Source organism: Streptomyces sp. NPDC111628 (assembly GCF_055635195.1).
The window spans coordinates 78,858-104,956 of sequence record NZ_JBVKBZ010000005.1 but is presented as its reverse complement, the minus strand read 5'-3'; the positions used below and the strand labels follow the sequence as shown (position 1 = coordinate 104,956).

Annotated in this window: 30 protein-coding genes and 1 tRNA gene; 11 read left to right on the top strand and 20 right to left on the bottom strand. The window is 72.7% G+C overall.

Annotated elements, in window-relative coordinates:
• Positions 1-52: 52 nt before the first annotated feature.
• Together ACZ7MF_RS26300 and ACZ7MF_RS26295 are read right to left on the bottom strand one after the other, a co-directional pair.
• Positions 53-2,581 carry an MFS transporter gene (locus ACZ7MF_RS26300; protein WP_471480255.1) on the bottom strand — a complete coding sequence of 843 codons (2,529 nt, stop codon included), beginning with the start codon at positions 2,579-2,581 and terminating at the stop codon, positions 53-55.
• An 85-nt stretch (positions 2,582-2,666) separates the two neighbouring features.
• Positions 2,667-3,167, bottom strand: coding sequence for a MarR family winged helix-turn-helix transcriptional regulator (locus ACZ7MF_RS26295; protein ID WP_109029062.1), 501 nt, complete (start codon positions 3,165-3,167; stop codon positions 2,667-2,669).
• Positions 3,168-3,372: 205 nt separating this feature from the next.
• Between ACZ7MF_RS26295 and ACZ7MF_RS26290 the strand changes: the two genes are divergently transcribed.
• Positions 3,373-3,573, top strand: coding sequence for a hypothetical protein (locus ACZ7MF_RS26290; protein WP_007451180.1), 201 nt, complete (start codon positions 3,373-3,375; stop codon positions 3,571-3,573).
• 138 nt (positions 3,574-3,711) lie between these two features.
• Here the strand turns inward: ACZ7MF_RS26290 and ACZ7MF_RS26285 are convergent, their stop codons facing one another.
• The 8 genes from ACZ7MF_RS26285 to ACZ7MF_RS26250 all read right to left on the bottom strand — a co-directional run bounded on the left by ACZ7MF_RS26285 (position 3,712) and on the right by ACZ7MF_RS26250 (position 8,354).
• A complete protein-coding gene (locus tag ACZ7MF_RS26285; RefSeq protein WP_471480252.1) occupies positions 3,712-4,686 on the bottom strand; it encodes an RNA polymerase sigma factor SigF in 975 nt (324 codons plus the stop codon).
• Between the two features lie 292 nt (positions 4,687-4,978).
• On the bottom strand, positions 4,979-5,818 hold the full coding sequence (locus tag ACZ7MF_RS26280; RefSeq protein WP_030188868.1) for an RNA polymerase sigma factor SigF: 840 nt from the start codon (positions 5,816-5,818) through the stop codon (positions 4,979-4,981).
• A 179-nt stretch (positions 5,819-5,997) separates the two neighbouring features.
• Complete coding sequence (locus ACZ7MF_RS26275; RefSeq protein ID WP_115743197.1) at positions 5,998-6,291, bottom strand: Dabb family protein; 294 nt, start codon at positions 6,289-6,291, stop codon at positions 5,998-6,000.
• Positions 6,291-6,512 (bottom strand): hypothetical protein, encoded by a 222-nt coding sequence (locus tag ACZ7MF_RS26270; protein WP_003974925.1) that lies wholly within the window; start codon positions 6,510-6,512, stop codon positions 6,291-6,293. The genes ACZ7MF_RS26275 and ACZ7MF_RS26270 overlap by 1 nt, the downstream gene beginning before the upstream one ends.
• Before the next feature lie 43 nt (positions 6,513-6,555).
• Positions 6,556-6,640: transfer RNA gene (locus tag ACZ7MF_RS26265), tRNA-Ser, on the bottom strand.
• Positions 6,641-6,717: 77 nt separating this feature from the next.
• Positions 6,718-7,149, bottom strand: a complete 432-nt coding sequence (gene tadA / locus ACZ7MF_RS26260; protein ID WP_471481190.1) for a tRNA adenosine(34) deaminase TadA — start codon at positions 7,147-7,149, stop codon at positions 6,718-6,720.
• A 68-nt stretch (positions 7,150-7,217) separates the two neighbouring features.
• The gene (locus ACZ7MF_RS26255) at positions 7,218-7,766 is read right to left on the bottom strand and encodes a tRNA adenosine deaminase-associated protein (RefSeq protein WP_471480250.1); all 549 of its coding nucleotides are present in this window, start codon (positions 7,764-7,766) and stop codon (positions 7,218-7,220) included.
• Positions 7,767-8,105: 339 nt separating this feature from the next.
• Positions 8,106-8,354 (bottom strand): hypothetical protein, encoded by a 249-nt coding sequence (locus ACZ7MF_RS26250; RefSeq protein ID WP_471480248.1) that lies wholly within the window; start codon positions 8,352-8,354, stop codon positions 8,106-8,108.
• Positions 8,355-8,492: 138 nt separating this feature from the next.
• On the opposite strand from ACZ7MF_RS26250, the gene upp reads away from it, so the two are divergent.
• Entirely contained in the window at positions 8,493-9,128 is a 636-nt protein-coding gene (gene upp, locus ACZ7MF_RS26245) for a uracil phosphoribosyltransferase (protein WP_003974921.1), read from the top strand.
• 56 nt (positions 9,129-9,184) lie between these two features.
• Here upp and ACZ7MF_RS26240 read toward each other — a convergent pair whose 3' ends face one another.
• From ACZ7MF_RS26240 to ACZ7MF_RS26215, 6 genes are all read right to left on the bottom strand, one after another.
• Positions 9,185-9,799 carry a LytR C-terminal domain-containing protein gene (locus ACZ7MF_RS26240; protein ID WP_471481189.1) on the bottom strand — a complete coding sequence of 205 codons (615 nt, stop codon included), beginning with the start codon at positions 9,797-9,799 and terminating at the stop codon, positions 9,185-9,187.
• Between the two features lie 135 nt (positions 9,800-9,934).
• A complete protein-coding gene (locus ACZ7MF_RS26235; protein ID WP_003955420.1) occupies positions 9,935-10,231 on the bottom strand; it encodes a type II toxin-antitoxin system VapB family antitoxin in 297 nt (98 codons plus the stop codon).
• Positions 10,232-10,404: 173 nt separating this feature from the next.
• Positions 10,405-10,539, bottom strand: a complete 135-nt coding sequence (locus tag ACZ7MF_RS26230; protein ID WP_016326745.1) for a hypothetical protein — start codon at positions 10,537-10,539, stop codon at positions 10,405-10,407.
• 471 nt (positions 10,540-11,010) lie between these two features.
• Positions 11,011-11,691 (bottom strand): HdeD family acid-resistance protein, encoded by a 681-nt coding sequence (locus ACZ7MF_RS26225; protein WP_471480246.1) that lies wholly within the window; start codon positions 11,689-11,691, stop codon positions 11,011-11,013.
• Between the two features lie 547 nt (positions 11,692-12,238).
• Complete coding sequence (locus ACZ7MF_RS26220) at positions 12,239-12,832, bottom strand: HhH-GPD-type base excision DNA repair protein (protein WP_361015481.1); 594 nt, start codon at positions 12,830-12,832, stop codon at positions 12,239-12,241.
• A 25-nt stretch (positions 12,833-12,857) separates the two neighbouring features.
• Complete coding sequence (locus ACZ7MF_RS26215; RefSeq protein WP_471480244.1) at positions 12,858-13,583, bottom strand: siderophore-interacting protein; 726 nt, start codon at positions 13,581-13,583, stop codon at positions 12,858-12,860.
• Positions 13,584-13,667: 84 nt separating this feature from the next.
• On the opposite strand from ACZ7MF_RS26215, the gene ACZ7MF_RS26210 reads away from it, so the two are divergent.
• The 6 genes from ACZ7MF_RS26210 (at position 13,668) to ACZ7MF_RS26185 (ending at position 20,626) form a co-directional block, all read left to right on the top strand.
• Positions 13,668-15,881 carry a penicillin acylase family protein gene (locus tag ACZ7MF_RS26210; protein ID WP_471480242.1) on the top strand — a complete coding sequence of 738 codons (2,214 nt, stop codon included), beginning with the start codon at positions 13,668-13,670 and terminating at the stop codon, positions 15,879-15,881.
• Positions 15,874-16,494 carry a GNAT family N-acetyltransferase gene (locus ACZ7MF_RS26205; RefSeq protein ID WP_471480240.1) on the top strand — a complete coding sequence of 207 codons (621 nt, stop codon included), beginning with the start codon at positions 15,874-15,876 and terminating at the stop codon, positions 16,492-16,494. The genes ACZ7MF_RS26210 and ACZ7MF_RS26205 overlap by 8 nt, the downstream gene beginning before the upstream one ends.
• A complete protein-coding gene (locus tag ACZ7MF_RS26200) occupies positions 16,491-16,988 on the top strand; it encodes a cupin domain-containing protein (RefSeq protein WP_471480238.1) in 498 nt (165 codons plus the stop codon). The genes ACZ7MF_RS26205 and ACZ7MF_RS26200 overlap by 4 nt, the downstream gene beginning before the upstream one ends.
• Positions 16,985-17,779 (top strand): SDR family NAD(P)-dependent oxidoreductase, encoded by a 795-nt coding sequence (locus tag ACZ7MF_RS26195; RefSeq protein WP_471480236.1) that lies wholly within the window; start codon positions 16,985-16,987, stop codon positions 17,777-17,779. The genes ACZ7MF_RS26200 and ACZ7MF_RS26195 overlap by 4 nt, the downstream gene beginning before the upstream one ends.
• A 219-nt stretch (positions 17,780-17,998) precedes the next feature.
• Entirely contained in the window at positions 17,999-19,780 is a 1,782-nt protein-coding gene (locus ACZ7MF_RS26190) for a copper resistance CopC/CopD family protein (protein ID WP_471480234.1), read from the top strand.
• A gap of 147 nt (positions 19,781-19,927) precedes the next feature.
• Positions 19,928-20,626 (top strand): hypothetical protein, encoded by a 699-nt coding sequence (locus ACZ7MF_RS26185; RefSeq protein ID WP_471480232.1) that lies wholly within the window; start codon positions 19,928-19,930, stop codon positions 20,624-20,626.
• Here the strand turns inward: ACZ7MF_RS26185 and ACZ7MF_RS26180 are convergent.
• Positions 20,623-21,756, bottom strand: coding sequence for a glutathione-independent formaldehyde dehydrogenase (locus ACZ7MF_RS26180; RefSeq protein ID WP_471480230.1), 1,134 nt, complete (start codon positions 21,754-21,756; stop codon positions 20,623-20,625). The two genes, ACZ7MF_RS26185 and ACZ7MF_RS26180, sit on opposite strands and share 4 nt — an antisense overlap.
• Positions 21,757-21,894: 138 nt before the next feature.
• Between ACZ7MF_RS26180 and ACZ7MF_RS26175 the strand changes: the two genes are divergently transcribed.
• Positions 21,895-22,086, top strand: a complete 192-nt coding sequence (locus tag ACZ7MF_RS26175; RefSeq protein ID WP_030190387.1) for a hypothetical protein — start codon at positions 21,895-21,897, stop codon at positions 22,084-22,086.
• A gap of 36 nt (positions 22,087-22,122) precedes the next feature.
• On the opposite strand, the gene ACZ7MF_RS26170 is transcribed toward ACZ7MF_RS26175, so the two are convergent.
• Positions 22,123-22,959 (bottom strand): MIP/aquaporin family protein, encoded by an 837-nt coding sequence (locus ACZ7MF_RS26170; RefSeq protein ID WP_471481187.1) that lies wholly within the window; start codon positions 22,957-22,959, stop codon positions 22,123-22,125.
• A gap of 293 nt (positions 22,960-23,252) precedes the next feature.
• On the opposite strand from ACZ7MF_RS26170, the gene ACZ7MF_RS26165 reads away from it, so the two are divergent.
• Both ACZ7MF_RS26165 and ACZ7MF_RS26160 read left to right on the top strand, forming a co-directional pair.
• On the top strand, positions 23,253-23,747 hold the full coding sequence (locus ACZ7MF_RS26165) for an SRPBCC family protein (RefSeq protein WP_471480228.1): 495 nt from the start codon (positions 23,253-23,255) through the stop codon (positions 23,745-23,747).
• Positions 23,744-24,079: an ArsR/SmtB family transcription factor gene (locus ACZ7MF_RS26160; protein ID WP_471480226.1), complete on the top strand. Its 336-nt coding sequence runs from the start codon at positions 23,744-23,746 to the stop codon at positions 24,077-24,079. The genes ACZ7MF_RS26165 and ACZ7MF_RS26160 overlap by 4 nt, the downstream gene beginning before the upstream one ends.
• Before the next feature lie 94 nt (positions 24,080-24,173).
• Here ACZ7MF_RS26160 and ACZ7MF_RS26155 read toward each other — a convergent pair whose 3' ends face one another.
• Both ACZ7MF_RS26155 and ACZ7MF_RS26150 read right to left on the bottom strand, forming a co-directional pair.
• A complete protein-coding gene (locus tag ACZ7MF_RS26155; RefSeq protein WP_471480224.1) occupies positions 24,174-24,881 on the bottom strand; it encodes a response regulator transcription factor in 708 nt (235 codons plus the stop codon).
• Positions 24,878-26,047 carry a sensor histidine kinase gene (locus ACZ7MF_RS26150; protein WP_471480222.1) on the bottom strand — a complete coding sequence of 390 codons (1,170 nt, stop codon included), beginning with the start codon at positions 26,045-26,047 and terminating at the stop codon, positions 24,878-24,880. The genes ACZ7MF_RS26155 and ACZ7MF_RS26150 overlap by 4 nt, the downstream gene beginning before the upstream one ends.
• Positions 26,048-26,099: the final 52 nt, after the last annotated feature.

Below are 26,099 nucleotides of genomic sequence, written 5' to 3'. Positions count from 1 at the left end.
GGCGGGCGCACCTCCGCTCAGAGCGCGCACGCCACCACGGGCCGGGGTTCTGCTACTCGCCGGGGTGGGCGAGCTCGATGTCGTGGCCGTCGGCACCCGGGCCGGCGACCGTCAGGGCCGTCGCCACCGGCGGGTAGCCGGTCGCGATGACGGTGTACTCACCGGCGTCCAGGTCGGTGAAGGCGTACGCCCCGTCCGCCCCGGTGGTGGCCGTGCCGACCACGTTGCCCGCCGCGTCGACCAGGGTGACCCGGGCATCGGCCAGCGGACCGTGCGGGGCCCGCACGACGCCCTGGACCTGGGCCCCGGCCTGGAGGTCGACCTCGACGCGGGTGACGCCGGTGCCACCGACCTCCAGGGGCAGGGCGCGGGGCCGGTAGCCGGCGGCGTTGACCGCGACGGTCACCGTGCCCGGCACCAGCTCGGTGAAGGCGAACTCGCCCGCCTCGCCGGTGGTGGCGCTGGCCAGCAGGTCGCCGCGCACGTCGGTGACGATCACCATGGCGTCCTTGACCGGCAGCCCGCCCTCCACGGCCCGGACCAGGCCGGTGAGCCCGCTGGTGCCGCTGAGCAGGATGTCGTAGGCGACCGGCTCGTCGTTGACGACGATGGTGGAGGCCTGCGGCTGGAAGCCGTCGGCGGAGGCGATCAGCACGTACGACCCGGCGCTCGGCGCGTCGACGGCGTAGGAGCCGTCGACCTGGGCGACGGACCGGCCGAGCTGGCGGCCGGCCAGCGAGATCAGCGTGACCGCGGCCTGCGGGACCGGGGCGGACTCGGCGCCGCGGACGAAGCCGCGCACCGCGATGCCGCCGGAGACGGGCGCCTGCGGTTCACCGGAGCCGGTCGCCGTGGCGACGGCGGCGAGCCGCTGGGTGGCGGCAGGTCCGGCGACCGGGGAGACCGCGGTGTCCGAGACGGACGAGGTGACCGCGGTGAGCGGGTCGCCGGACGGCGTGGCCGACACGGCCGCCATCGCACCGGCCGGAACCGGCTCGCCGGCGACGCGGACGGCCTCCGCGGGGGTGCCCGCCACCGGCGGGGCGGCCTCGGCCGAGGACTCCGCCGCCTGGGCGAGGGCGCCCTTGGTGCGCAGCGGGACCTCCTTGATGAACAGCGTCACCAGGAAGCCGAGCAGGGCGATCGGCGCGACGTACAGGAAGATGTCGGCGATGCCGTGCCCGTAGGCGCTCTCCAGCCAGGTGCGGATGGGCGCGGGGAGCAGGTCCATGTCGGGGATCTGCCCGGAGCCCAGGGCCTTGCCGGCCGCCATCTGGTCCTCGGGCTTGAGCTGCCCGATGCTGTCGGTGGCGTAGTGGCTGATCCGGGTCGACATGATGGAGCCGAGCACCGAGACGCCCACCGCGCCGCCGAGGGACCGGAAGAAGGTGACCGTGGAGGACGCGGAGCCCAGGTCGCTCGGCTCCACCTGGTTCTGCGTGCAGAGCACCAGGTTCTGCATCATCATGCCGACGCCGAGGCCCATCAGCGCCATGAAGATCGCGATGTGCCAGTACGCGGTGTCGTAACGCATCGTGCTGAGCAGGCCCAGGCCCGCCGTCAGCAGCACGCCGCCGGCCAGCAGCCAGCGCTTCCACTTGCCGGTCTTGGTGATGACGATGCCGGAGACCGTGGACGAGATGAACAGGCCGCCGATCATCGGGATCGTCATGACGCCCGACATGGTCGGGGACTTGTCCCGGGCCAGCTGGAAGTACTGGCTGAAGTAGACGGTGCCCGCGAACATCGCGATACCGACGAACAGCGAGGCCAGCGAGGCCAGGGTGATGGTGCGGTTCCTGAACAGGCGCAGCGGGATGATCGGCTCGCTGGCCTTCGACTCCACGAGGAGGAAGATCAGCGTCAGCACGATGGCGCCGCCGACCATGGCAGCGGTCTGCCACGACATCCAGGAGTACTTGTCGTCGGCGAAGGTGACCCAGACGAGCAGCAGGCAGACGGCCGCGGTGACGAAGAAGGCGCCGGCCCAGTCGACCTTGACCTTCCGCTTGACCACGGGCAGGTGCAGCGTCTTCTGGAGCACGATCAGCGCGAGGATCGCGAAGGGCACTCCGACGTAGAGGCACCAGCGCCAGCCGAGCCAGCTGGTGTCGGTGATGACGCCGCCGAGCAGCGGGCCGCCGACGGTGGCGACGGCGAAGGTGGCGCCGAGGTAGCCGGAGTAGCGCCCGCGCTCACGCGGGGCGATCATCGCGGCCATGATGATCTGCGCCAGGGCGGACAGACCGCCGGCGCCGAGGCCCTGGATGGCCCGCGCGGTGATCAGCATCGCGGGGTTCTGCGCCAGACCGGCCACGACGGAGCCGATGACGAAGACGATCAGGGCTATCTGGACCAGGGCCTTCTTGCTGAACTGGTCCGCGAGCTTGCCCCACAGGGGGGTCGAGGCGGTCATCGTCAGCAGCGAGGCCGTGACGACCCAGGTGTAGGCGCTCTGGCCGCCGCCCAGGTCCCCGATGATCTCGGGCAGGGCGTTGGTGACGATGGTCGAGGACAGGATCGCGCAGAACATGCCGAGCAGCAGCCCGGACAGTGCCTCCATGATCTGCCGGTGCGTCATCGGAGCGTCTCCGGTGGAGCCTCCCCCGTGCTTGGCATGAGCCCGCACACCGGCTGGTGTGGTCGTTGCCATGGACTTCCTTTACTTACGTGGTGATCGCGGGTGTACGGGTGGACTGTTCGTCCCCGGACAGTGCGGGAGGCCGGGCCGCGGGGGCCCGGCAGTCGTCGAAGCTGGCCCTGAGGCGGGCCATGAGCCGGGAGAGCTGGCCGACCTCGTCGTCGGACCAGTCGCTCAGGCGGTGGGAGAGCAGCTGGGTGGTCCGCTCGGCGATCTCGTCGAGCTGGTCCTGTCCCGCGGGCGTCAGGCGCAGGATGCGCGAGCGTTTGTCCGCCGGGTCGGGAAACCGTTCGATCCAGCCCCGCTCGGCGCCGTGGGCGACATGGCGGCTGGTCACCGACATGTCCACCGCGAGCAGCTCCGCGAGCTTGCTCATGCGCATGTCCCCGTGGCGGCCGAGCAGTGTCAGTACGGCGACGGACCCGCCGGGACAGTCGGACGGCAGCAGCCGCCCCATCTCCCGCTTCACGGCGCCGAAGGCGCTGAACTGGCGGATCAGCTCCTCGTACTGCGCCTTCTCGGCCATGCGCACCTCCCGATTCGTTGCTTAGGGCAACCATAAGGACAGTTAGTTGCTACAGGCAAACAAAAAGGGTCGGTGCGGGATAAAAAGTTGGCAAAGGCAAGTATTGCGAAAGTAAATGCGCAGGTGGTAAGGGGTGGAGTGGGTCAAGAAGGCTCGGCGGCCCCGCACTTGGGCCGCACTCGCGGATTCGCTAGTGTCTCGGCCCATGGCTAACACCCAGGGCCCCCAGGGCACCAACGACCCCGCAGGCAGCACCCAGATGTTCCGCGCGTTCGTCGACGACGCCCCGCAGAGCCGACAGGCGGCGGCCCCCGCCGCCTCCTCCGGACCCCGCGTCGGCCTGATCGTCGGCATCGTGGCCGCCGTGATCGTCGTCGCGGCCGTGGCCTGGCTGGCGCTCGGCTAGACAAGACCCCGGACAAGAACTGGGACGGGCCCGGGCCGCTGCGGTCCGTGCCGGGGCATACGAAGACGACCGCCGCGGCACCCCCGAGGTGCCACGGCGGTCGCCGTGCTGTCGTACGGACTCTCCCGCGGCGCGGGCTCAGTCGGAGATGAGGCCCTCGCGCAGCTGCGACAGGGTCCGGGTGAGCAGCCGGGAGACGTGCATCTGCGAGATGCCGACCTCCTCGCCGATCTGCGACTGGGTCATGTTGGCGAAGAAGCGCAGCATGATGATCCGCCGCTCCCGGGGCGGCAGCTTGGCCAGCAGCGGCTTGAGGGACTCGCGGTACTCCACGCCCTCCAGCGCCGTGTCCTCGTAGCCCAGGCGGTCGGCCAGCGAGCCCTCGCCGCCGTCGTCCTCCGGGGCCGGCGAGTCCAGCGAGGAGGCGGTGTACGCGTTGCCCACGGCCAGGCCGTCGACGACGTCCTCCTCGGACACGCCGAGGACGGCCGCCAGTTCGCCGACCGTCGGCGAGCGGTCCAGCTTCTGGGACAGCTCGTCGCTGGCCTTCGTCAGGGCCAGGCGCAGCTCCTGGAGGCGGCGCGGGACGCGCACCGACCACGAGGTGTCGCGGAAGAACCGCTTGATCTCGCCGACGACGGTCGGCATGGCGAACGTCGGGAACTCGACGCCCCGTTCGCAGTCGAAGCGGTCGATCGCCTTGATCAGGCCGATGGTGCCGACCTGGACGATGTCCTCCATCGGCTCGTTGCGGGACCGGAAGCGCGCGGCGGCGTAGCGCACCAGCGGGAGATTGAGCTCGATCAGGGTGTCCCGGACGTAGGCACGCTCGGGGCTGTCCTGGTCGAGGGCGGCGAGCCGCAGGAACAGGGAGCGGGACAGGGTGCGGGTGTCGATGGCCCCCGTGGCCTCTGTGGCCGGAAGGGTCTGGGCCGGCACGGCGTCGAGGTCCGGCACGGCTTCGACGGCCTGAGCACCGTCGAGGGATCCGACGGCGCCGACGGAGTCGATGGGGCCGACGGGCTCGACGGGGCCGAGCGCCTCGATCGAGTCGGGCGCGGTCTCGCTCTCCGCGAGCGCGAGCACCTTCGAGCTGCCCTGTTCTGCGGACATGCCACCCCCTTTGGGTCGCGGGACGGTCGCGGCACACGCTCCCACGCCGGGAACGCAGCCTTCACCTGAATACCGGAGCCGAAGCCCCGGCAAACGCGTCTCCGGCAGAATGTCACATGTCGGCAACGCGCTGTAGTGACATGTCGACATCCGAGATGCGAATACCCCCTGGAAACAGGGGGTCTGATGGGCTTTCAGCCCGATTCCGTCCGCAACGGCCCTGGTGGGCGATTCGCTCTCCCCGGTGATCCCTCGCTCGCGCTTTCGACTCCGCCCGGAGCCCCGGCCGAGCTTACGCGTCGATCCGGTTCGCGGACCTCAACCGCTGGAAACTACGCGCCAGTAGCCGCGAGACGTGCATCTGGGAGACGCCGAGTTCCGCGCTGATCTGGGACTGCGTGAGGTTGCTGTAGTAGCGCAGCAGCAGGATCCGCTGCTCCCGCTCGGGGAGCTGGACGAGCAGATGGCGCACCAGGTCCCGGTGCTCGACCCCGTCCAGCGCCGGGTCCTCGTAGCCGAGCCGGTCGAGCAGTCCGGGCAGCCCGTCGCCCTCCTGCGCGGCCTCCAGCGAGGTGGCGTGGTACGACCGCCCCGCCTCGATGCAGGACAGCACCTCCTCCTCGGTGATGCGCAGCCGCTCGGCGATCTCGGCGGTGGTCGGGGAGCGCCCGAAGGCGGTCGTCAGGTCCTCGGTGGCGCTGTTGACCTGCACCCACAGCTCGTGCAGCCGGCGCGGCACGTGCACGGTGCGCACGTTGTCGCGGAAGTACCGCTTGATCTCCCCGACCACCGTGGGCATCGCGAACGTCGGGAACTGCACGCCCCGCTCCGGGTCGAAGCGGTCGATGGCGTTGATGAGCCCGATGGTGCCGACCTGGACGACGTCCTCCATCGGCTCGTTGCGCGAGCGGAAGCGGGCGGCGGCGTAGCGCACCAGCGGGAGGTTGGCCTCGATGAGCGCCGCGCGCACCCGGTCGTGCTCCGGCGTGCCCGGGGTGAGGCCCTTCAGCTCGCCGAAGAGCACCTGGGTCAGGGCCCGGGTGTCGGCGCCCCGGCTGCGCTGCGGCGCGGGGGCCTCCTGGGCCTGGGCGGGCGGTGCGGGCGGTGCTTGAGGCGCAGTACTGGCCGGCACGGTCAACTCCACCTCGTGATCTGTCAACTCTTCCGTCAAAAGCGGTCATAGCATCACAAGACATGTCCACTGTGTGCAAGCACCGCATAACGCCGTGTTGAGTGAACGCGGAACGGCCCCGCACCGAGCTGGTACGGGGCCGTGCCAGGTCCGCGGGCCCTGGCGGACCCGCGGTCGTTCTAGAACTCGTAGTCGGCGATCACCCAGGTGGCGAACTCGCGCCACAGCGCGACGCCCGCCTGGTGCGCCGGGTGTTCGAGGTAGCGCTTGAGCGCGTCCGCGTCGTCCACGGCCGAGTTGATGGCGAAGTCGTAGGCGATGGGCCGGTCGCTGATGTTCCAGGCGCACTCCCAGAAGCGGAGGTCGTCGATCTGGCCGCCGAGCGCCCGGAAGGCCTCGACGCCCGCCACGACGCGCGGGTCGTCGCGCTCGACGCCGTCGTTCAGCTTGAACAGCACGAGATGGCGGATCATCACTCTCCTCCGTTGGCGGCCCAGGTCATGAAGTCGCCCACGGCGCCCGCCGCGTCGGATATGCCCTGGAAACCTATCTGCACGTAGTCGGCTGCCTTGGCCGGATCAGTGATGATCACGTACAGCACGAAGACCACGACCACATAGACGGCGATCTTCTTCGAGTTCACCGCCACCGCGGCCTCCCCTGTCCCTTCGACCCACGCCTTTCGGTCGCTCATGATCGCACGAAGGGCCCCGTCTTTCGACGGGGCCCTTCCAAAGCGGTAGCGGAGGGATTTGAACCCTCGGTGACTTGCGCCACACTCGCTTTCGAGGCGAGCTCCTTCGGCCGCTCGGACACGCTACCGAGAGAGACCTTACCGTACGGAGCGCCATGCTCAGAAATCGGTATTGCGGCCGACGAACGGCCGTCCGGGCGCCGGGTCAGCGGTCGCGGAAGAAGTCCGTGAGCAGCCGGGCGCAGTCGTCCGCGAGCACGCCCTCGATCACCTCGGGACGGTGGTTGAGGCGCCGGTCGCGCACCACGTCCCACAGCGACCCGGCCGCGCCCGCCTTGTCGTCGCGGGCGCCGTAGACCACGCGGTCCACCCGGGACTGGACGAGCGCGCCCGCGCACATCGTGCAGGGCTCCAGAGTGACGACGAGCGTGCACCCGGACAGCCGCCACTCGCCCAACTCCCCCGCGGCCCGCCGGATCGCGAGGACCTCGGCGTGGGCCGTCGAGTCCCCGGTGGCCTCGCGTTCGTTGTGCCCGGCGGAGAGCACGGTGCGGCCGTCCGGTGCCAGCACGACGGCGCCGACGGGCACGTCCCCGCCCGCCGCGGCCCGCCCGGCCTCGGCCAGGGCGAGCCGCATCGCGGCCCGCCACCGGTCGCGCACCGGATCGGGCGGTGCCCCCTCGGGATCCTCCTCGGCCGGCGCGGTCAGCGGACGGTCTCCAGTACGTCCAGCGCGCCCAGGGCCTCGGCGATCTCCCCGACCGCGTCCCCGGACATCGAGCGCAGCTCCTTCTCGCTCACACCGAGGTCGTCGAGGACCTCGGCGTCGCCGACCGGTCCGTGCGGCACGGCCTCGCCCGAGCCGGCGGCCGCGTCGGAGCCGCCGCCGTCCTCGTCCTCGTCGTCGTCGGACTCTCCGTCCTCCGTGCCGTCGAGGTCGAGGGCGTCGAGGTCGTCGCCGTCGTCACCCGGCTCCCGGCCGAGCAGCTCGTCGGTGAGCAGGATCTCGCCGTAGCTGCTGCGGGCGGCCGCGGCGGCGTCCGACACATAGATACGGGGGTCCTCCTCGCCGTCCACCCGGACGACTCCGAACCACGCGTCCTCCTGCTCGATGAGCACGAGCACCGTGTCCTCGTCGGGAGAGACCTCCCGGGCCAGGTCGGCAAGATCCGACAGGGTTTCCACATCGTCGAGCTCCGTGTCGCTCGCTTCCCACCCGTCTTCGGTGCGCGCGAGCAGTGCGGCGAAGTACACCGTGACTCTCCCACTGGTCCTAGGGGTGCCGGTTGGGGATCCCCCCGGCGGAGGCTACGGGCGGGGGAGCGGTGCTCCGAGCCCCACCCACTCGGAATCGTGGCAGAAACAAGGCACTCAGGGGACGTCTTCGGCGCCCTGTGTCCGGCTGTTTTGACCGGCGTCCCGGAAGGTGCGCACCCGGGCAGCCGCCCAGCAGCGCCCTCGTCGCCGCCACGTGCGGATCGTACGCGGATTCTCGCGGTCCCCGCGTACGTCCGTCACCACCAACGTCGGCGCGGCGCACGATCTTCCCCGGCCGGGTCAGGAAGTTTCCCGGGCGGAGGGGCCGCCGAGGAACTACCAGCGAAAGGTGCGCATGCGCATCGCGTGTCGCAGCCGGGCGGTCTTGGCTCGGCGCGGCTGCACGCGGTCCCGCAACTGCCGGGCCTCCGCCAGATCACGCAGGAACTGGGCCCGGCGCCGACGCCGTTCGGCCTCGCGCTCCCGCTCATGCTCCCCCTGCGGCACCGCACTCGGCTCGGCCCCGCCTTCCGCACCCCGCTCCGCGCCGGGGGACGGCATGTCGTGGAAGTCCCGGTCAGGCACAGTCTCACCACCCAGCGTCCGTCCCTCCCACCTTCCCCCGACCGGGCGGTTTGACGCCCGCGAACGAGTGGAGCCCCGCCCCGGGCCTTGCCCGCCGCGGGGACGCCGCCCCCACGGGGCCCGGTTAATGTGGTGGACATGCGTCTCCACGTCGTCGACCACCCCCTGGTCGCCCACAAGCTCACCACGCTGCGCGACCAGCGCACCGACTCCGCGACCTTCCGCCGTCTCGCCGACGAGCTGGTCACCCTGCTCGCCTACGAGGCCACGCGGGACGTCCGCACCGAACAGGTCGACATCCACACGCCGGTCTCCCGGACCACCGGCGTCAAGCTCTCCCACCCGCGCCCGCTGGTGGTGCCGATCCTGCGGGCCGGCCTCGGCATGCTCGACGGCATGGTCCGGCTGCTGCCGACCGCCGAGGTGGGCTTCCTCGGCATGGTGCGCAACGAGGAGACGCTCCAGGCGTCCACCTACGCCACCCGCATGCCCGACGACCTGTCCGGCCGCCAGGTGTACGTCCTGGACCCCATGCTGGCCACCGGCGGCACTCTGGTCGCGTCCATCCGGGAGCTGATCAAGCGCGGCGCCGACGACGTGACGGCGGTGGTGCTGCTCGCCGCCCCCGAGGGCGTCGAACTCATGGAGCGCGAGCTGGCCGGCACCCCCGTGACGGTCGTGACGGCCTCGGTCGACGAGCGTCTGAACGAGCAGGGCTACATCGTCCCGGGCCTCGGCGACGCGGGCGACCGCATGTACGGAGCAGCCGAATAGCAGCCCGGGAAGTCCTGGCCCGGGAAGTCCTGGCCCGGGACGATGTATATCCCCGCTCAGCAGCCCTTCTTCTCCCCGGCGGGCGTCGATCGCGGCGCGGCTAGCTCGGCCAGCGCCGTGCCGGCGTCCGCGGGCTTCGCCAGCCCCTTGAAGCCGTTGCCGATGATGAGGTCGACGGCGGCGCCCTTGCGGGCCGCGTCGGCGCGGTGCTCGGCGCCGGGGAGCTGGGTGCCGAGCACGGTGAGCGACGTCTTGAGGGAGGCGGTCGGCCCGAGCAGCAGACCCGTGCCGGCGACCTTCTTGTCGTACTCCTTGGGCGCGTTGCTCACGTCGCCCACGCGGAAGCCGCGCTTCTTCAGCTCGTCGGCGGTCTTCTGCGCCAGGCCGCTGCGGGTCGTCGCGTTGAGCACGTTGACGGTGACCTGACCGGGCTTCGGCAGCACCACGGCGGCCGGCGAGGCGCTCGCCCTCGCGGTGGTGACACAGCCCGCGGCACCAGCCGCCGAGGCCTTGTCGCCGCCGGTGAAGACGTCGATGAGCTGCAGCGTGCCCCAGCCCAGCACTCCGAGAACGGTGACGCAGGCGACGGCGACGGCCGCGAACCGGCCACGGCGCCGGGCCGGGCGCATCCGCGGGTACTTGTCCCCCGTGATCTTGTACTGGCCACCCATGCCGGGAGGAGTCAGCATGCTCATGGGCGCAGCGTAGTGCGCCGGAGCAGGGATGCCTATTAGATGATCAGTCGACGTTCCGAGGTTCGGTGCAAGGCAACCCGAAAGGGCCAACCGAAAGCGCCGCCGACGTCGTCAGCCGAGCTCGAGCACCCGGGCGTGCAGCACCTGGCGCTGCTGCAGCGCGGCCCGCACCGCCCGGTGCAGACCGTCCTCCAGATACAGATCGCCCTGCCACTTCACGACGTGTGCGAAGAGGTCGCCGTAGAAGGTGGAGTCCTCGGCCAGGAGCGTTTCCAGGTCGAGCTGGCCCTTGGTCGTCACGAGCTGATCGAGGCGGACCGGGCGCGGCGCGACGTCCGCCCACTGCCGGGTGCTTTCCCGGCCGTGGTCGGGGTACGGCCGGCCGTTTCCGATGCGCTTGAAGATCACACGGAAAGCCTACCGGCCCCGGCGTTGCGGGCGCAGCCATGGCGCCGGAGTGCGGCGCCGGAAAAGACGCCGCAAACCGGATCAATCGGCAAGGCGTCCGCGAGTTCGGCGACCGCGGGGCCCTCGGCCGGCGGCGGAGACGGTGCGTGACCGCCCCCCGCCCCGGCCTTCCCTCAGCCGCGCCGCCGTTCCCGCGCGGGCCGCTGCTGTTCGCCGGCTGCCTGCGGCGCGGTGCCGGGCCTGGGCGCACGGCGGGCCGCCTCGGCGCGCAGGAGGGCGCGCAGGACGGCGTAGGGGTCGTTGGGCATGTCGATTCCTCGTTCCTGGTTCGCGTGTCGGATGCGCGGGGGACCGGCGGCCGGGCCGGTCCGGCGCGGTCAGCAGCGCAGAACCACGGAGCGCGGGCCGCGGGGGAGGAGGGCGGCCCGCTCGGTACGGGCGTCGAACCGGGGATGAGCCCGACGCCCCGCCACGAAGGCCGGCGGAACCGGCCGAACCACAACGACCCGCCGCCCGCTTCGCCCCGGCACCCTCAGGACGGTGTCGAGATGGTCGTACTCCCCCGCCGTGCCGGTCGCTGCGGCCACCGGCGTGGCCGGTGCCGCCACGTGCGTGCAGGGCACGAGCAGCACGAGCAACAGGACCAGGGACCGCAGACAGGCGTCACGGCGGACGGCGGCGTGCGGTGCGGGTCTCACCTCACTCGTGTCCCCGCCCGGCGTACGCCGTCCATCGCGCCCGGGACGGAAACCGCCCGCTCGGCGTAGGCGGGGCGCCGCTCACAGGGCGCGGGGGACCTGGTGCGCCCGCCCGCGCAGCCGTACGGACGTCACGATCTCGACGACGCCGACGACGACCAGCCACCAGCCGCCGACCAGCATGAGGACGGTGGCCGACTCGACCGGCGAGTCGATCAGGACGATGCCGGCGACCACGGTGACGGCGCCGAGGAAGATCTGCCAGCCGCGCGCCGGCATCGTCGGGTCGTGGGCGGCGGCCACGATCTGGGTGACGCCGCGGAACAGCCAGCCGATGCCGATCCACAGCGCGAGCAGCAGCACCGACTGCAGGGGTCCGCGGAAGCAGAACAGACCCAGCAGGATCGACACGGCGCCGCTGATGAAGGCCAGTACCCGCAGCGAGGTCCTGCGGTGCGTACCGAAGGCCGCGGCCAGCTGGAGGACGCCGCTGATGACGAGGTAGAGGCCGAAGAGCACGCCGGCGGCGAGGAGCGAGGCGCCGGGCCAGACCAGGACCAGGATGCCCAGGATCAGCGAGGCGACGCCGGTGAACAGCACGGTCTGCCAGGCGGCGCGGGACAGGAGGTGCAACGGCCCCTCGAAGGCCGGCTCGGGCTCTTGGTGTCCGGAGGCCGGGCCGTGCGTCGTCCCGTGCCGGGCGTGCACCCCGCGGTCGTCGTACGGCGTCCCGCCGGGGGACCCGCTAGGTGGTTCGGTCATGCCCCATGCTGGGAGCAGGCGCGACACGGATGCCAGCCGGGCTGGGCCACGGGGCTGATGCGACCCGGCGTTGACCGGCACCCGGGGGTCGCGCGCCCGGCGTTGCACCCGGTGCCCGGGGTGGGTGCGGGCGCGAGGGGGACGCAACCCGGCGTAGCGGGGTGCCGCTGCGCCCACCCGTGCCGCCCCAGCGGCACGACTGCCCGCAGCTGCGGCAGCTGGGGCGGGGAGCCGCGTACGGCGGGGAGGGGCCCCGGAGCGAGGGCGGGCCGCGGGTCGCCTACGGCGAGTGTGGGGGCGGAGCGAGGGCGGGCCGCGGCGGCGTACGGCGAGCGTGTGGACGGGGCGAGGGCGGGCCGCGGTCGCGTACGGCGAGAAGGGGTCGTGTCGGGGGGTGTCCGCCCGCAGCGGTTGGCGCGTCAACGGAGTTCGCTTCTGTGGCCGACCGATTCCGCGCCGTTCCGAGGACGGACACCCCCCGGCGCGGCCCCGACCCACCCACCGAACCCACGGCGCAACGCGCACCCCCACCATGCCGCAGCCGCAGCTACTTGCCGGAGGCCTTCGCCGCCTTGGCCGCCGCCTTCATCTCCTGCTTGTGCGCGCGCACCTTGGTCAGGGACTCCGGCCCCCTGATGTCCGCGACCGACCGGAAGGAGTCCGGCTCCCCGTACGCCCCCGCCGCCTCGCGCCACCCCTCGGGACGCACGCCGAGCTGCTTGCCGAGCAGCGCCAGGAAGATCTGGGCCTTCTGCTTGCCGAACCCCGGCAGTTCCTGGAGCCGTTTCAGCAGCTCCTTCCCGGTGTTCACGCCCCGCCAGACGGCCTCGGCGTCACCGTCGTACGTCTCGACGAGGTACCGGCACAGCTGCTGCACCCGCCCCGCCATCGAGCCGGGGTAGCGATGGACGGCCGGCTTGTCGGACAGCAGCGCGGCGAACCCCTCGGGGTCGTACGCCGCGATGTCGTGCGCGTCGAGGTCCTCCGCCCCCATGCGCCGGGCGATGGTCGAGGGACCCTTGAACGCCCACTCCATGGGCACTTGCTGGTCCAGCAGCATGCCGACCAGCGCGGCGAGCGGGCTCCGCCCGAGGAGTTCGTCGGCCTCGGGGTCCTGGGCGAGGTGAAGTGTGACGTCCATGGTTCCGATGATCGCGCGTACGGGCTCAGGTCGCGCGCCAGTACCCCAGCGCGTTCACCCGCTGCTTGGGCACGCCCAGCTCCTTGCGCGCGTACGAGGCCAGCGCCCGCGTGGTCGCCGTGTCGCAGGCGATCCAGACGTACGGCTCCGAGGCCGCCGCCAGCAGTTCCGGCAGCTCCTCCTTCACCCGAGCCACCAGACCCGCACCCGCGTCACGGCGCGGGACCGCGCGGACCTCGTGCCGCCCGGAGTCGGTACGAAACGGCAGGCCGTCGTCCGTGCCCCCCTCGAACCAGACGGTCGCGGGCACCGTTCCCACCGCGTCGAGCAGGGAGTTGAGCGCGGGCAGGGACGCCGGGTCCGCGACCGCGAAGACACGCGAGGGAGGGGGCTGCGGCACCTCGAACCCGGTGCCCTGGACCGTCGCCTCGATGGTGTCCCCCGGCTTCGCCGCCCGCGCCCAGTCGCTGGCGCACCCCTCGTGCAGGGCGAACTCCATGGCGAACGTCCCGGCCGCCGGATCCGGGTCGACCAGCGTGTACCCCCGCTGATGCGGCTTGCCCGCGTTGTCGAACCACAGCCGCACCCACATCGTGGGGTGGACCCCGGTCACCGCCAGCATGCCGCCGTCGCGCAGGCGCAGCCGCCGGTAGTGCGGGGTCACGTCCTCCACGCCCGTCACGGTGAACTCGAAGTCCTTCGCGCGCATCAGCTTGAGGACCGCGCCCTCCCAGCCCCGCCCCTGCCCCATGTTTCCTTCACCCTTCACGTACTATTCGGCCACGACAGCAATAACTTAGGTGAGCCTAACCTAAAGGAAAGTAGAGGCACAGGGGTGAGCGCCGAGACCTACCGCGACGCCTGGGGAATCCCGCACCTGCGCGCGGACACCCCGCACGAACTCGCCCGCGCCCAGGGCCGGGTCACCGCCCGCGACCGCGCCTGGCAACTGGAGGTCGAGCGACACCGCGCCCAGGGCACCTCCGCGTCCTTCCTCGGCCCCGAGGCCCTGTCCTGGGACCGCCTCGCCCGCCGCGCCCGCCTCGCGGACACCGCCCGCCGCTGCTTCACCGCCCTGGAGCAAAAGGACCCGGAGACGGCGGCCTGGGTACGGGCGTATGCGGACGGCGTCAACGAGGGGCTCACCGAGACCGAGACCGAGCACCCGAACCCGGCCCGGGCCCCCGAGTTCGCCCGCACCGGCCTCACCCCGGGCCGCTGGGACCCCTGGACCCCGCTCGGCGTCTGGCTCGCCACGCACATCCTCTTCGCGGGCTTCCCCGCCAAACTCTGGCGCGAGCACGTCTCCACGCACCTCGGCCCGGAAGCCGTCGCCCTGTTCGCCGCCGACGGCCCCGGCACCGCGGGCAGCAACGGCTGGCTGGTGAGCGGCGAGCGGACCACCACCGGGCACGCGCTCATCGCGGGCGACCCGCACCGCTTCATCGAGGACCCCGGCGTCTACCAGCAGATCCACCTGTCCTGTCCGGAGTTCGACGTCGTCGGCCTCGCCGTGCCCGGCGTCCCCGGCGTCGCCCACTTCGGCCACACCGGCACGGTCGCCTGGGCCATCACCAACGCGATGGCCGACTACCAGGACCTGTACCGCGAACGCCTGCGCCGCACCGGGGCGGGCGTCGAGGCGCTCGGCCCCGACGGCACCTGGCACCGCGCCGCCCGCCACACGGAGACGATCCGCGTCGCCGGGGAGGACACGGTGGAGGTGGAGATCATCGAGACCGACCGCGGCCCGGTGATCGCCGGCGGCCCCGAGGGCCTCGACGACGGCACCCCGGCCGCCCTCAGCCTGCGCTACCCGCCCCGCGTCACCGCCGACCTCGGCTTCGGCGCCCTGCTGCCGCTGCTGCGGGCCCGCCGGGTCGCCGACGTGGACCGCGCCCTGGATGCGTGGGCCGAGCCGGTCAACGTGGTGCAGGCCGCCGACACGGAGGGCGGCCTGCTGCACCGGGTCGCGGGCCGCGTCCCCGTGCGCCCCGCCGCGAACGGCCTGCGTCCGGTCCCCGCCTGGGAGCCCGGCCACGAGTGGACCGGCTGGCACACCCCGCCCCGCGCCGGCCTCACCGACGGCGTAGCCGTGATGGCCAACCAGCGCGGCCCGGCCACGCCCCTGGGCGTCGAGTTCGCCCCGCCGCACCGCGCCGACCGCATCACCGCCCTGCTCGCGGCCAAGGAGCACTGGTCGGCGGCGGACATGCCCGCGATCCACACGGACACCCACCTGGGCTCGGCGGCCCCGCTCCTGAACCACCTCGCGACCCTGCCCGCCGAAGCCGCACCGGCCTCCGAAGCCGCGCCGGCCTCCGAAGCCGCGCCGGCCTCCGAAGCCGCACCGACTTCCGAAGCCGCACCGACTTCCGCGCCCCTCGGGGCCACCCCGACCCCCCTCACCCCCGAGGCCGCCGCCCTGCGCGACCGCCTCCTCGCCTGGGACCGGCGCATGGACGCCGACAGCACCGACGCGGCGGCGTACGCGGCCGTGCGCGCAGCGGTCGTACGCGGGCTGGCGGCGCACCCGGTCCTCGCCCCGGCGTCCGTGTCGCCCGCGTACCCCGAGGTGCTCCTGCCGTGGCTCGCGCTCGTGCCGCGCCTGGGCCACGCCCTGGAACACCTGCTGCGCGTGGAGGACCTGTACGGCATCGACCGCGCCGCGACCGTCCGCGCCGCCCTGGAGGAGGTCGCCGCGTCGCCGCCGCCCGGCACCTGGGGCGACACCCACCGGCTGGCCCCCTGGCGGGCGCTGCCGGACACCGGCACCGCCACGGACGAACCCGGCCTCTCCGGAGACCACGACTGCGTCCTGTGCACGTCCCCCGTCCCCGGCCTCACCGACCGCGCCGCACGCGGCCCGGCCGCACGGTACGTCTGGGACCTGGCCGACCGCGCGAACAGCCGCTGGGTGGTGCCGCACGGCGCCTCGGGCCTGCCCGGCTCACCCCACCACCGCGACCAGCAGCCCCTGTGGCTCGGCGGGGAACTCGCCCCGGTGGTCACCGACTTCGACCGGCTCACGAAGGAATCCGATGACTGACGCACCCGCGACCCCGTACGCCTCCCGCACCCCGGTCCACGAGCAGCACCTCGACGGCTTCGGCACCGTCCGCGTCCTCCCCCTGGACCCCGCCGCGGACGCCGCGGTGGTCCACGGCTGGGTCAGCGAGGAACGGGCCGCCTTCTGGGGGATGAACGACCTGACGCGCGACCAGGTCGCGGCCGTGTACGCCCACATGGACACCCTCGACACCCACCACGCCTTCCTGGTCGTGCAGGACGGCGAGCCGGCCGCCCTGCTCCAGACCTACGATCCCGCGGCCGACCGGGTGAGCGAGTGCTACGCCGCCGAGCCGGGCGACATCGGCGTCCACCTGCTCCTCGCCCCCGCCGGAACCGAGGGGGCGCGCCCCGGCTGGACCGCCGCGCTGTCGGGCGCCCTCATGGCGTACGTGCTGCTCGGCCTGGACCGGACGCGGATCGTGGTCGACCCGGACGTGGCCAACGAGAAGGCGATCGCCCGCTTCCTCAAGCAGGGCTTCACCCCCGGCCCCGCGGTGGTCCTGCCCGAGGTGGACCTGCCGGACGTGTACCTGCCGGAGAAGAAGGCACAACTGGCTTTCCTGCGGCGGGAGGTAGCGTTCGGCGCGTGACTCCCGCGCCGACACCGACCGCCGAGGACCTGATCGCCCACTACGCACTGGAACCCATTCCGCGCGAGGGCGGACTGTTCCGGCGCACCTGGGCGGGCCCCGAGCGCCCGGACGGACGCCCCGCCGGGACCGCCATCGTCGCCCTGCTCACCGCCCGGCCGGGCGACTTCTCCGCCCTGCACCGCCTGCCCGCCGACGAGGTCTGGCACTTCTACCTCGGCGACCCCCTCGACCTGCTCCTCCTCGCCCCGGACGGCAGCGCGCGCAGGGCCGTGCTGGGACCGGACGTCCTGGGCGGGCAGCACGTGCAGTACACGGTGCCCGCCGGCACGTGGATGGGCGGCCGGGTGGCCGCGGACGGCGCGTGGTCGCTCTTCGGCTGCACGATGGCGCCCGGCTTCACCTACGGGGACTACGAGCACGGCGCCGCCGCCGATCTCACGGCGCGCTACCCGGCCGAGGCGGCCCGGATCGTGTCACTGTGCCGCCCATGACCCCGTTGCCCCGTTCCACCGCCTCCACACACCTCCTCGACGGACAGATCGCCCTGGTCACGGGCGCGGGCGGCGGCATCGGCCGGGGGATCGCCCTGCGCTTCGCCGAGGAGGGCGCGGCGGTGGCGGTGCACTGCCGTACGGCGGTGGAGTCGGCGCGGGAGGTGGCGGAACGCATCCGCGACCGCGGCGGACGCGCCACCGTCCTGCGCGCCGACCTCACCGACGAGGACGCCTGCCGGCGCCTGGTCGGGGAGGCCGCCGACTGGGGCGGCGGACGGCTCGACGCGCTGGTCAACAACGCGGGCGTGCAGCCGCTGCGGGACCTGCCCGGCATGACGGCGGCGGAGTGGCGGGAGGTGGTGGACACCAACGTCACCGGCGTCTTCGCGTGTACGCAGGCCGCGGCCGGGGTCATGCGCTCCCAGGACGGCGGCGGCACGATCACCCACATCGCCTCCATCGAGGCGGGCGCCCCCGCTCCCGGGCACGCGCACTACAGCGCCTCGAAGGCGGCGGTGGTGATGCACGCCCGGTCGGCGGCGCTGGAGTACGGCCCGTGGGGCGTGCGGGTGAACTCCGTCTCCCCCGGCCTCGTCGACCGGGAGGGCCTCGCCGAGGCCTGGCCGGAGGGCGTACGGCGGTGGCGCCGGGCGGCGCCCACGGGACGGCTGGGCCGCCCGGAGGACGTGGGGGACGCGTGCGTGTTCCTGGCCTCCCGGCTGGCGTCCTGGGTGACCGGCCACGACCTGGTGGTGGACGGCGGTGTGACGGCCCGCCCGTCGTGGTGAGGAACGGCCGGGCGACCGGCTGAGCGGGACGGCCTCCGCGTCCGTACGTATCCCCGAGGCAGTGGGCCCCGACGACGGAGATACGACGTGAGCCGTGGTGACGATGCGCACGCTGGACACCGGGGGCGCGGAGGAGGCCGCGACCGGACACAACGGTGGGACCACCGGGGCTGCGGGGACCGCCGGGCCAGTCAGCCCGGCCGGGGAGTCCGGCGGCTGGTGCTGCTGGGTGCCGTGCTGGTCCTGCTCCTCCTCGGTGGCGCCGGACCGGCGTCCGCGCACGCCGCCCTCGGTTCCACCGACCCCGCCGACGGAACGGTCCTCCAGCGGGCCCCCGGACACGTCACCCTGACCTTCAGCGAGTCCGTCGGCCTGCGCGACGACTCCTTCCGCGTCCTGGACCCGGGCGGTCACCGCGTCCGCACCGGAGCGGCCGGGCACGCGGACGGCCGGTCCGACACGGCCAGGGTCGCGCTGCCGGACGGACTGGGGGAGGGCACGTACACCGTGGCCTGGCGGGTGGTGTCCGCCGACAGCCACCCGGTGTCGGGCGCCTTCACCTTCTCCGTGGGCAAGCCGTCGCAGACGTCCGCACCCGTGGACACGGGCCCCACCGAGGATCCGCTGACCGCGGGCCTGCACAAACTCGCCCGCTACCTCGCCTACCTCGCCGCCGCCCTGCTCATCGGCACCGCCGCCTTCGTCGCCCTGTGCCGCCCGCTGGACCCGGCCCCGTTGCGCCGCCCGCTGGTGGCGGGCTGGTGGACCCTGCTGGCGGCCACCGTCGCCCTGCTGATGCTGCGCGCCCCGTACGAGGCGGGTACGGGCCCGTCGTCGGCCCTGGACGCCGACGCGCTCGCCGGCACCCTCACCGCGCGCCCCGGCGTGCTGCTGCTGATCAGGCTGGCGCTGCTGGCCCCGGTCGCGCTCTTCCTCGTCCGGGCATCCCGCGCGGACCGGCGGGGGGAGCGCACCCCTCTCGCCGGCGCGGTGGGTATCGCCCTGGCGGTCGGCCTCGCCCTGACCTGGGCGGCCGCGGAACACGCCTCCGCCGGTATCCAGGTGCCCCTCGCGATGACGTCCTTCACCTTGCACCTGCTCGCCACCGCGGTCTGGCTGGGCGGCCTCACCGCCCTGATCGTCACCCTGCGCGCCACCGCGGACGCCGCCACCGTCGCCCGCTTCTCCCGCGTCGCCTTCGCCTCCGTGACCGTCCTGGTGACCACCGGCGTCTACCAGTCCTGGCGCGGCCTCGGCTCCTGGCAGGCGCTCACCGGGTCGACGTACGGCAGGCTGCTGCTGGCCAAGGTGCTCCTGGTGGCCGTGCTGCTGGCCGCGGCGGCGGTGTCCCGGAGGTGGACGGCGGCGCTGGTGACGGAGCCTGCCGCCGTACGCGAGCCCGACCGCGCGCACGAGCGGGTACCGCAACCGGCAGGCGGCCCACCCCCGGAGCCACCGCGCCCGCCGCGCCCGCCGGACGTCGGCACCGGCACCGGCACCGGGACCGAGCCCGCCCTCCGGCGCGGCCTGTACCGGTCCGTCCTCGTCGAGGCCGTCGTCGCCGCCGTCGTGCTGGGGGTCACCACCGTGCTCACCGCCACCGTGCCCGGCCGGGCGGCGGACGAGGCGGCGCGGGCGGCCGTACCGGCGGGCGGGGTGCTGCCCGCGTCGGTCACCACGATCCCGTTCGAGATCGGCGCCTCGGGCCGCGGCACGGTCCAGATCACCCTGGACCCCGGCCGCACCGGCGACAACGCCGTCCAGGCCGTCGTCTTCGGCCCCGACGGCAGCCTGGCCGCCGTACCCGAACTGCGCCTCTCCTTCACCCTCCCCGACAAGGACGTCGGCCCCATCGAGGCGGACCTGGTCGACCGGGGCGGCTACTGGAGCGCCAACACCGTCACCCTGCCGCTCCCGGGCACCTGGACGATGAGGGCGACGGTCCGGGTGTCGGAGATCGACCAGGTGAGCGAGACCCGGCGGATACGGGTGGAGCGGTAGACGACGACGGACGGATTGCCGGGACACAGCAGCCGCAGACCCTCTCCGTCGAGGGCGACGGCACCACGGGAGACGACGGCGCCACGGGCGTGGGCCAAAGCGCGGTTCACGGACGGGCGGTCGCCTGGCCGGGCACGGCGCACAGGGGTGCTGCTGATCCTGCTGGCCCTGGCCTCGGCGGCAGCATGCTGGCTCACGTTCGCCCGGTGGCTTCCCTCCGACGGCGAGCGCTACCAGGACTACCGAGCAGCCGAGCCCTGCTCCTCCGGCGCGCTGAGCCGGGGGGACACGGACTGCCTGAGCACCTGGCACCTCACCGTGCAGAAGACGGAGAACAGAACCGCCGGCAAGGAGTCCGTGCACGACGCGACCCTGACGTACCGGGACTCGTGGCGCCGGACCGTGCACCTCGACGGCTCGGGACCGCTCCTGGAGCGGCTCGGGCCCGGCGACCGGGTCACGGCCACCGCCTGGCGCGGCGAGATCATGGAGCTTGGCAAGGACGGGGTGCGACAGGACACCTTGGAGGCGCCCCGCGACGAACTCCAGATGAACGCCGCCGCCGGTGTGCTCGCCGGGCTCCTCGCCGCGCAGTGCCTCGTGTTCGGCGTGGTGCGCCTGGTCAGGCCGCTGGACCACGAACCGCTGACCTGGGAGCCGTACGGCAGGTGGTTGCTCTTCGGCCTCGTCGGCGTGAGCTTCGCGGTGGGCCTGTCAGCGGTGTGGACCGGCATCCCGTGGGGGACGGTGCCTCTGGTCGCCGTCCCCCTGGCGGTGTGCGCGGCGCTGTGGTTCCGGCTGCGCCTGCGTCCGCGCCTGCGTCCGCGCCCGCTTCCGCGCGGCTAGGGGTGCAGGACCACCTTCGTGTATCCCTCGATCCGCTTGTCGAACTTGTCGTAGCCGGACGGAGCCTGGTCCAGGGGCAGTTCGTGGGAGACGACGAAGCTCGGCTCCGCCCTGCCCTCGATGATCATGTCGCGCAGCTGGCGGTTGTAGCGCTTCACATTGCACTGACCCGTCCCCACCCGCAGGCCCTTCTCGAAGAGCTTGCCGATCGCGACGAGGAGCATGCCCTGCTTGGCCTGCTCGTCCGGACCGCCCGGGTCGGCCGGGACGTAGAGCCCGGGGACGCCCAGGGCTCCGGTCGGCCGGACCGTGTTGACCAGCGAGTTCAGGACGGTCGCCGGTTCCTCCTTGCCGGTCCCGCCCGCCGTCGCCTGGTAGCCGACGGCGTCCACGCCCTTGTCCGTGCCGGCGCCCTCGGTCTGCTCCTTGATCTGCTCGACCGGGTCGCCCGCGGAGAAGTCGACGGGCACCGCCCCGATCTCCTCGGCCTTCCGCAGCCGCTCCGGGACGCGGTCGACGACGAACACCTTCTTCGCGCCGCGCAGCAGCGCCGAGTAGGCCGCCATGAGCCCGACGGGACCCGCCCCGTACACCGCGACGCTCTCGCCGGGACGCACACCGGCGAGTTCACAGCCGTGGTAGCCGGTCGGGAAGATGTCGGCGAGCAGGATGAAGTCGGTCTCGTGCGCGTCGCCCTCGGGCAGCTTCAGGCAGTTGAAGTCGGCGTACGGGACGCGCAGGTACTCGGCCTGGCCGCCCTGCCAGGGCCCCATGGACACATAGCCGTACGCGCCGCCCGCGAAGCCGGGATTGACGGTCGTGCAGTAACCCGTGTACCCGGCGGCGCAGTTGGTGCAGAAGCCGCAGGCGACGTTGAAGGGCATGACCACGCGGTCGCCCTTCTTCAGTCCCGTGACGCCCTGCCCGACCTGATCGACGATCCCCATGTTCTCGTGACCGAAGACGATGCCGGGCTCGGCGGCGGTGCGCCCCTCGTACATGTGCAGGTCCGAGCCGCAGATCGCGGTCGACGTGACGCGCACGATCACGTCGTTCGGATGCTGGATGTCCGGCTTCTCGACGTCTTCGACCGCGACAGAGAACGGTCCTTTGTAGACGACAGCCTTCATGGTCGTGACCTCCGTCCGCGCGGATTTCCGTGACCCATCTCTCATGGTTCTCCGGTCGACGAGAGGGGGCAAGTCGGTAATCTCGGGAATCTCGGGCGAACGAGACGCCCGCCGCACACCGCGAAAGGAGGCCAGAGGGTGTCAGCGCAACGACTGGGAACTCTGCTGGTTCCCGTGCCGGGCCTGTCCGGCACCACCTACCCGCCCGGCACGACGGTGACCGTCCGCGGCCGCGGCGCCACCGTCGACGCCTTCGTCAACGGTGACTGGCTTCCGCTGTCGTGGTGGGAGTTCTCCGACGGACTCCGCGAGGACATCGCCGACCGCTAGACCGCCGGGCACGTCCGGACCGCCCGGGCTCCTCGGTCAGGAGGGCTCCTCGGTGGCCGGTCCCTCCTCGCGCGCGGTCAGCCTGGCCTTCAGTACCGGGCTGATGAGCAGGTCGTACACCAGGACCCCGACGACCCCGCCGATCAGCGGGCCGACGATGGGGATCCACCAGTAGCCGCTGAACCACTGGAAGGTGCCGGGCAGGGCGATGTCGCCCCATCCTTCGAAGAAGGTGAACAGGCGCGGGCCGAAGTCGCGGGCCGGATTGATCGCGTATCCGGCGTTGGTGCCGAAGGTGAGGCCGATCGCGACGACGACGAGCCCGATCAGGTACGGGTGCAGGTTGGACATCGGAGCCGTGTTGCGGGTGTCGATGAGCGCGCAGATCAGCAGGAGCAGGATCCCGGTACCCACGATCTGGTCGAGCAGGGGGCCCCACCAGGAGTCTCCGAAGTACTCCGCGGGGAACGTCGCGAAGATCGAGTACGTGTTCAGGGACGTCTCCCGTGTCTCGCCCGCCTTGGCGATGGCCGCGTCGATCGCCCACCGGTAGCAGGCGTACACGAGCGCGGCGGCGACGAAGGCGCCCACGACCTGGGCGAGCCAGTAGGGCAGGACCTTCCGCCACGGGAAGTCCCGCCGTACCGCGAACCCGAGGGTTACCGCGGGGTTGAGGTGCGCCCCGCTGATGCCGCCGGCCACGTAGACGCCGAACACGACGGCCAGGCCCCATCCCCACGAGATGATGAGCCAGTTGGCGGGCCCGAAGTCCGCGGTCTGCCGACCCGAGCCCGGCAGTCCGGCGACCGCGACGGCCACCGATCCCACGCCGAACAGGATCAGGACGAACGTCCCCAGGAACTCGGCGCACATCTCACCGCCGAGGCCCTTTCGATAACCGCGTCGATGAACAATGCGTTCGGCCACCGGCCCTCCTTCACTGGAAACGGAACAGACCAATCCGTTCCATACCCGCGAAGCGGCCCCTGGGTGGCTCAACCGGGTGACAGCACGGCATGACGACACGAGAGTCCGCCTCGATGGAGCAACGCGGGGGCATGAAGTGCAACCTCCGGGTTGCTAATCATGGCTCGATGTGCAACCGTTTAATTGCAGTACCGATCGATGCGGAGCAGCACCCAGCAGTACGGAGAAAGGGACGAGTCATGAACAAGTCGGCACATTCCGTGACAGAGGCGGCCGAGCTCGACCGGATCGCCCGGCAGATCGACATCGACGCCCCGGCCGACCGGGTGTGGGAGCTGGTGGCCCGGCCCGGCTGGTACGTCAACGACGGCGCGGTCGAGGCGGACCAGGAGGTGCGGTACGAGGGCGACACGGCGGTGGTGCGCCATCCGTCCCTCGGCGAGTTCCGGTTCCGGACGGTGGAGCTGGACAGGCCGCGCTACGCGGCGTTCCGGTGGATCGGCACCCCCTTCCGCGACGAGTCCGCCCCTTCGACCCTGGTCGAGTTCTGGATCGACGAGCGGGACGGTGGCGGGGTGACCCTGCGGGTGGTGGAGAGCGGGTTCTCCGGCCTCGCCGACGACCCGGCGACCTGGCTCGAGCAGCGCGAGGGCAACGACAAGGGCTGGATCACCGAACTGGCCGCGGCGAAGGCGTACGCGGAGCAGGCCACGCCCGCCACGGGGCACCGGTGACCGCCCCCGCGCTGCCCGCCGTGTGCGCGGCGCTCGGCGACCCGACGCGCTGGGAGATACTCGCCCGGCTCGGCGAGGCCCCGGTGTCGGCATCCGAGCTGGCCAGGGTGCTGCCGGTGAGCCGGCAGGCGATCGTCAAGCACCTGGAGGTGCTGCGCGAGGTCGGCCTGGTCGAGTCCGAGCGGCGGGGCCGCGAGGTCGTCCACGTCGCCGTCGGCGCCCGCCTCGGCGCACTGGCCCGCGAACTCGAGCGCATCGGCCGCTCCTGGGAGACCCGACTGCTGCGGATCAAGACACTGGCGGAACGCCCCGCAGACGACCGGCCGAGCTGACGCACCTCGCACTCGGGCGGAGGACACGGGACGCCGACGAGCAAGGCCGACCTCACCCGACCTCACCTCTGCGACATCGGCGCCAAGCAGCCGGTCATTCGGCGAAGCGCGGGACGACCAGGCCGGACTCGTAGGCGATCACCACCGCGTGGGTCCTGTTCTGCGCGCCGAGCTTGGTCAGCACGTTTCCGACGTGGGTCTTGATCGTCTCCAGGCTCACCCTGAGGGACTCCGCGATCTCCGGATTGGAGAGCCCGACAGCCATCAGACGCAGGACCTCCTCCTCCCGGCCGGTCAGGGCGGCTTGCGGCAGGGCCTCTGCGGAGCCCATCGGGCGGGCGGCGACCATGCGGCCCAGCGCGGCCGGGAAGAGCACCGCTTCACCGGCCGCCACCACCCGAACCGCTTCGGCGATCCGGCGGACCGGGAGGCGTTTGAGGACGAAGCCGCTGGCGCCCGCGCTGAGGGCGGCGGTGACGTAGCCGTCGTTCTCGAAGGTGGTGATCACCACGACCTTCGGCGGGTCGGCCGCTCCGGCGAGCAGTCGGCGGGTGGCGTCAATCCCGTTGAGACGGGGCATCCGGACGTCCATGAGGACCACGTCCGGCCGCAGACTCCGCGCCCGGTCGACCGCCTCGACGCCGTCGGCGGCCTCGCCGACCACCGTGATCCCCGGCTGCGCGCCGAGCAGCATGCCCAGGCCGCTTCGGGTCACCTCGTCGTCGTCCGCGATCAAGAGGGTAACGGCGGGGCCGGCTTCCGCGGGGAGGGCCGTGTCCCCGTCCGCGCCGGATCCACTCACGCCGACGTCCGTACCGGCAGCCGGACGGCGAGCCGCCAGTGCCCCGTCCCGTCCGGGCCGGACCGGAACTCACCGTTCAGCAGCCTGACGCGCTCGGCCAGTCCGGGCAGGCCGTGGCCGGACGTCGAGAAGGGGCCCGGGCCCGGCCCCGTCCGTGCTCCGGTCCGGTTGACCACCACGAGATCCAGACCGTCCGGTCCGGCCGCCACCCGGACCTCGACAGGGCCGCCCGCCCCGTGGCGCAGCGCGTTCGTCAGTCCCTCCTGGAGGATCCTGTACGCCGCCCGGGAGAGCGTCCCTTGCACCCGGGCCAGTTCACCCGAAAGCTCCGGTTCCACCACCGCCCCCGTGTGCCGCAGGCGTTCCAGCAGCTCGGGAAGGTCGGCCAGAGTACGGGTCGGTGCCGCTCCCGACTGTTCCTCTCGCAACGCTCCGAGCGCGTAGTCCAGGTCCTCCAGCGCTGCCCTCGTCGAGTCCTCGATGCTGCGCATGGCTGCCCGTGCCGCAGCAGGGTCGGCGGAGAGCATCTCGCCGGCCACCGCCGCCTGGATGGTGGTCGCCGTCAGCGTGTGCCCGATCGAGTCGTGCAACTCGTGGGCGATCCGGTTGCGTTCGGCCAGCAACAGTTCCCGCTCCGCAGCCAGCGCGAGCCGTTCGGCCGCCGACGGCCCCAGCAGCCGTGGTGCCGACCAGCGCAGGGCCTTCGTCACCAGTACGCAGACGGCGACCGCCAGGAACAGGCACACCGCAGCCGCCACCCAGCTCCACCCGCCCGACAGCTGGACCGACGTGCCGAACAGGCCCGCCCGCGCCTCGCCGCCGAGCCAGTTCGCCGGCAGGGAGAGGCCCATGATGAACAGCACACCGCTCGCCAGCGCCCCCGTCCACCCGACGGCCACGTGCAGGACCAGCCAGAGCGGCGTCCGCCAGCGGTCGAGACCGGGTGAACCGGAGGCGCGGCGGCCGGCCACCGGATTCGGCAGCGTCACCCGCAGCAGTCCGCGGGCGGACACGACCAGTGCTCGCCGTACAGGGCGTGCCAGGCCGACCAGGCCGACCAGCGCCGTCCAGACCAGCAGGACCAGGACGACCTGCACGCTCTCGGGGGCGGATTGCCACGACAGCGCCGGAAGCAGGGCGAACGGCAGGAGTGGAAGGCTCGCCAACGCGCCGCAGTATGCGAACAGCACACCTGAGTACGTGGAGCCACGCAGCAAC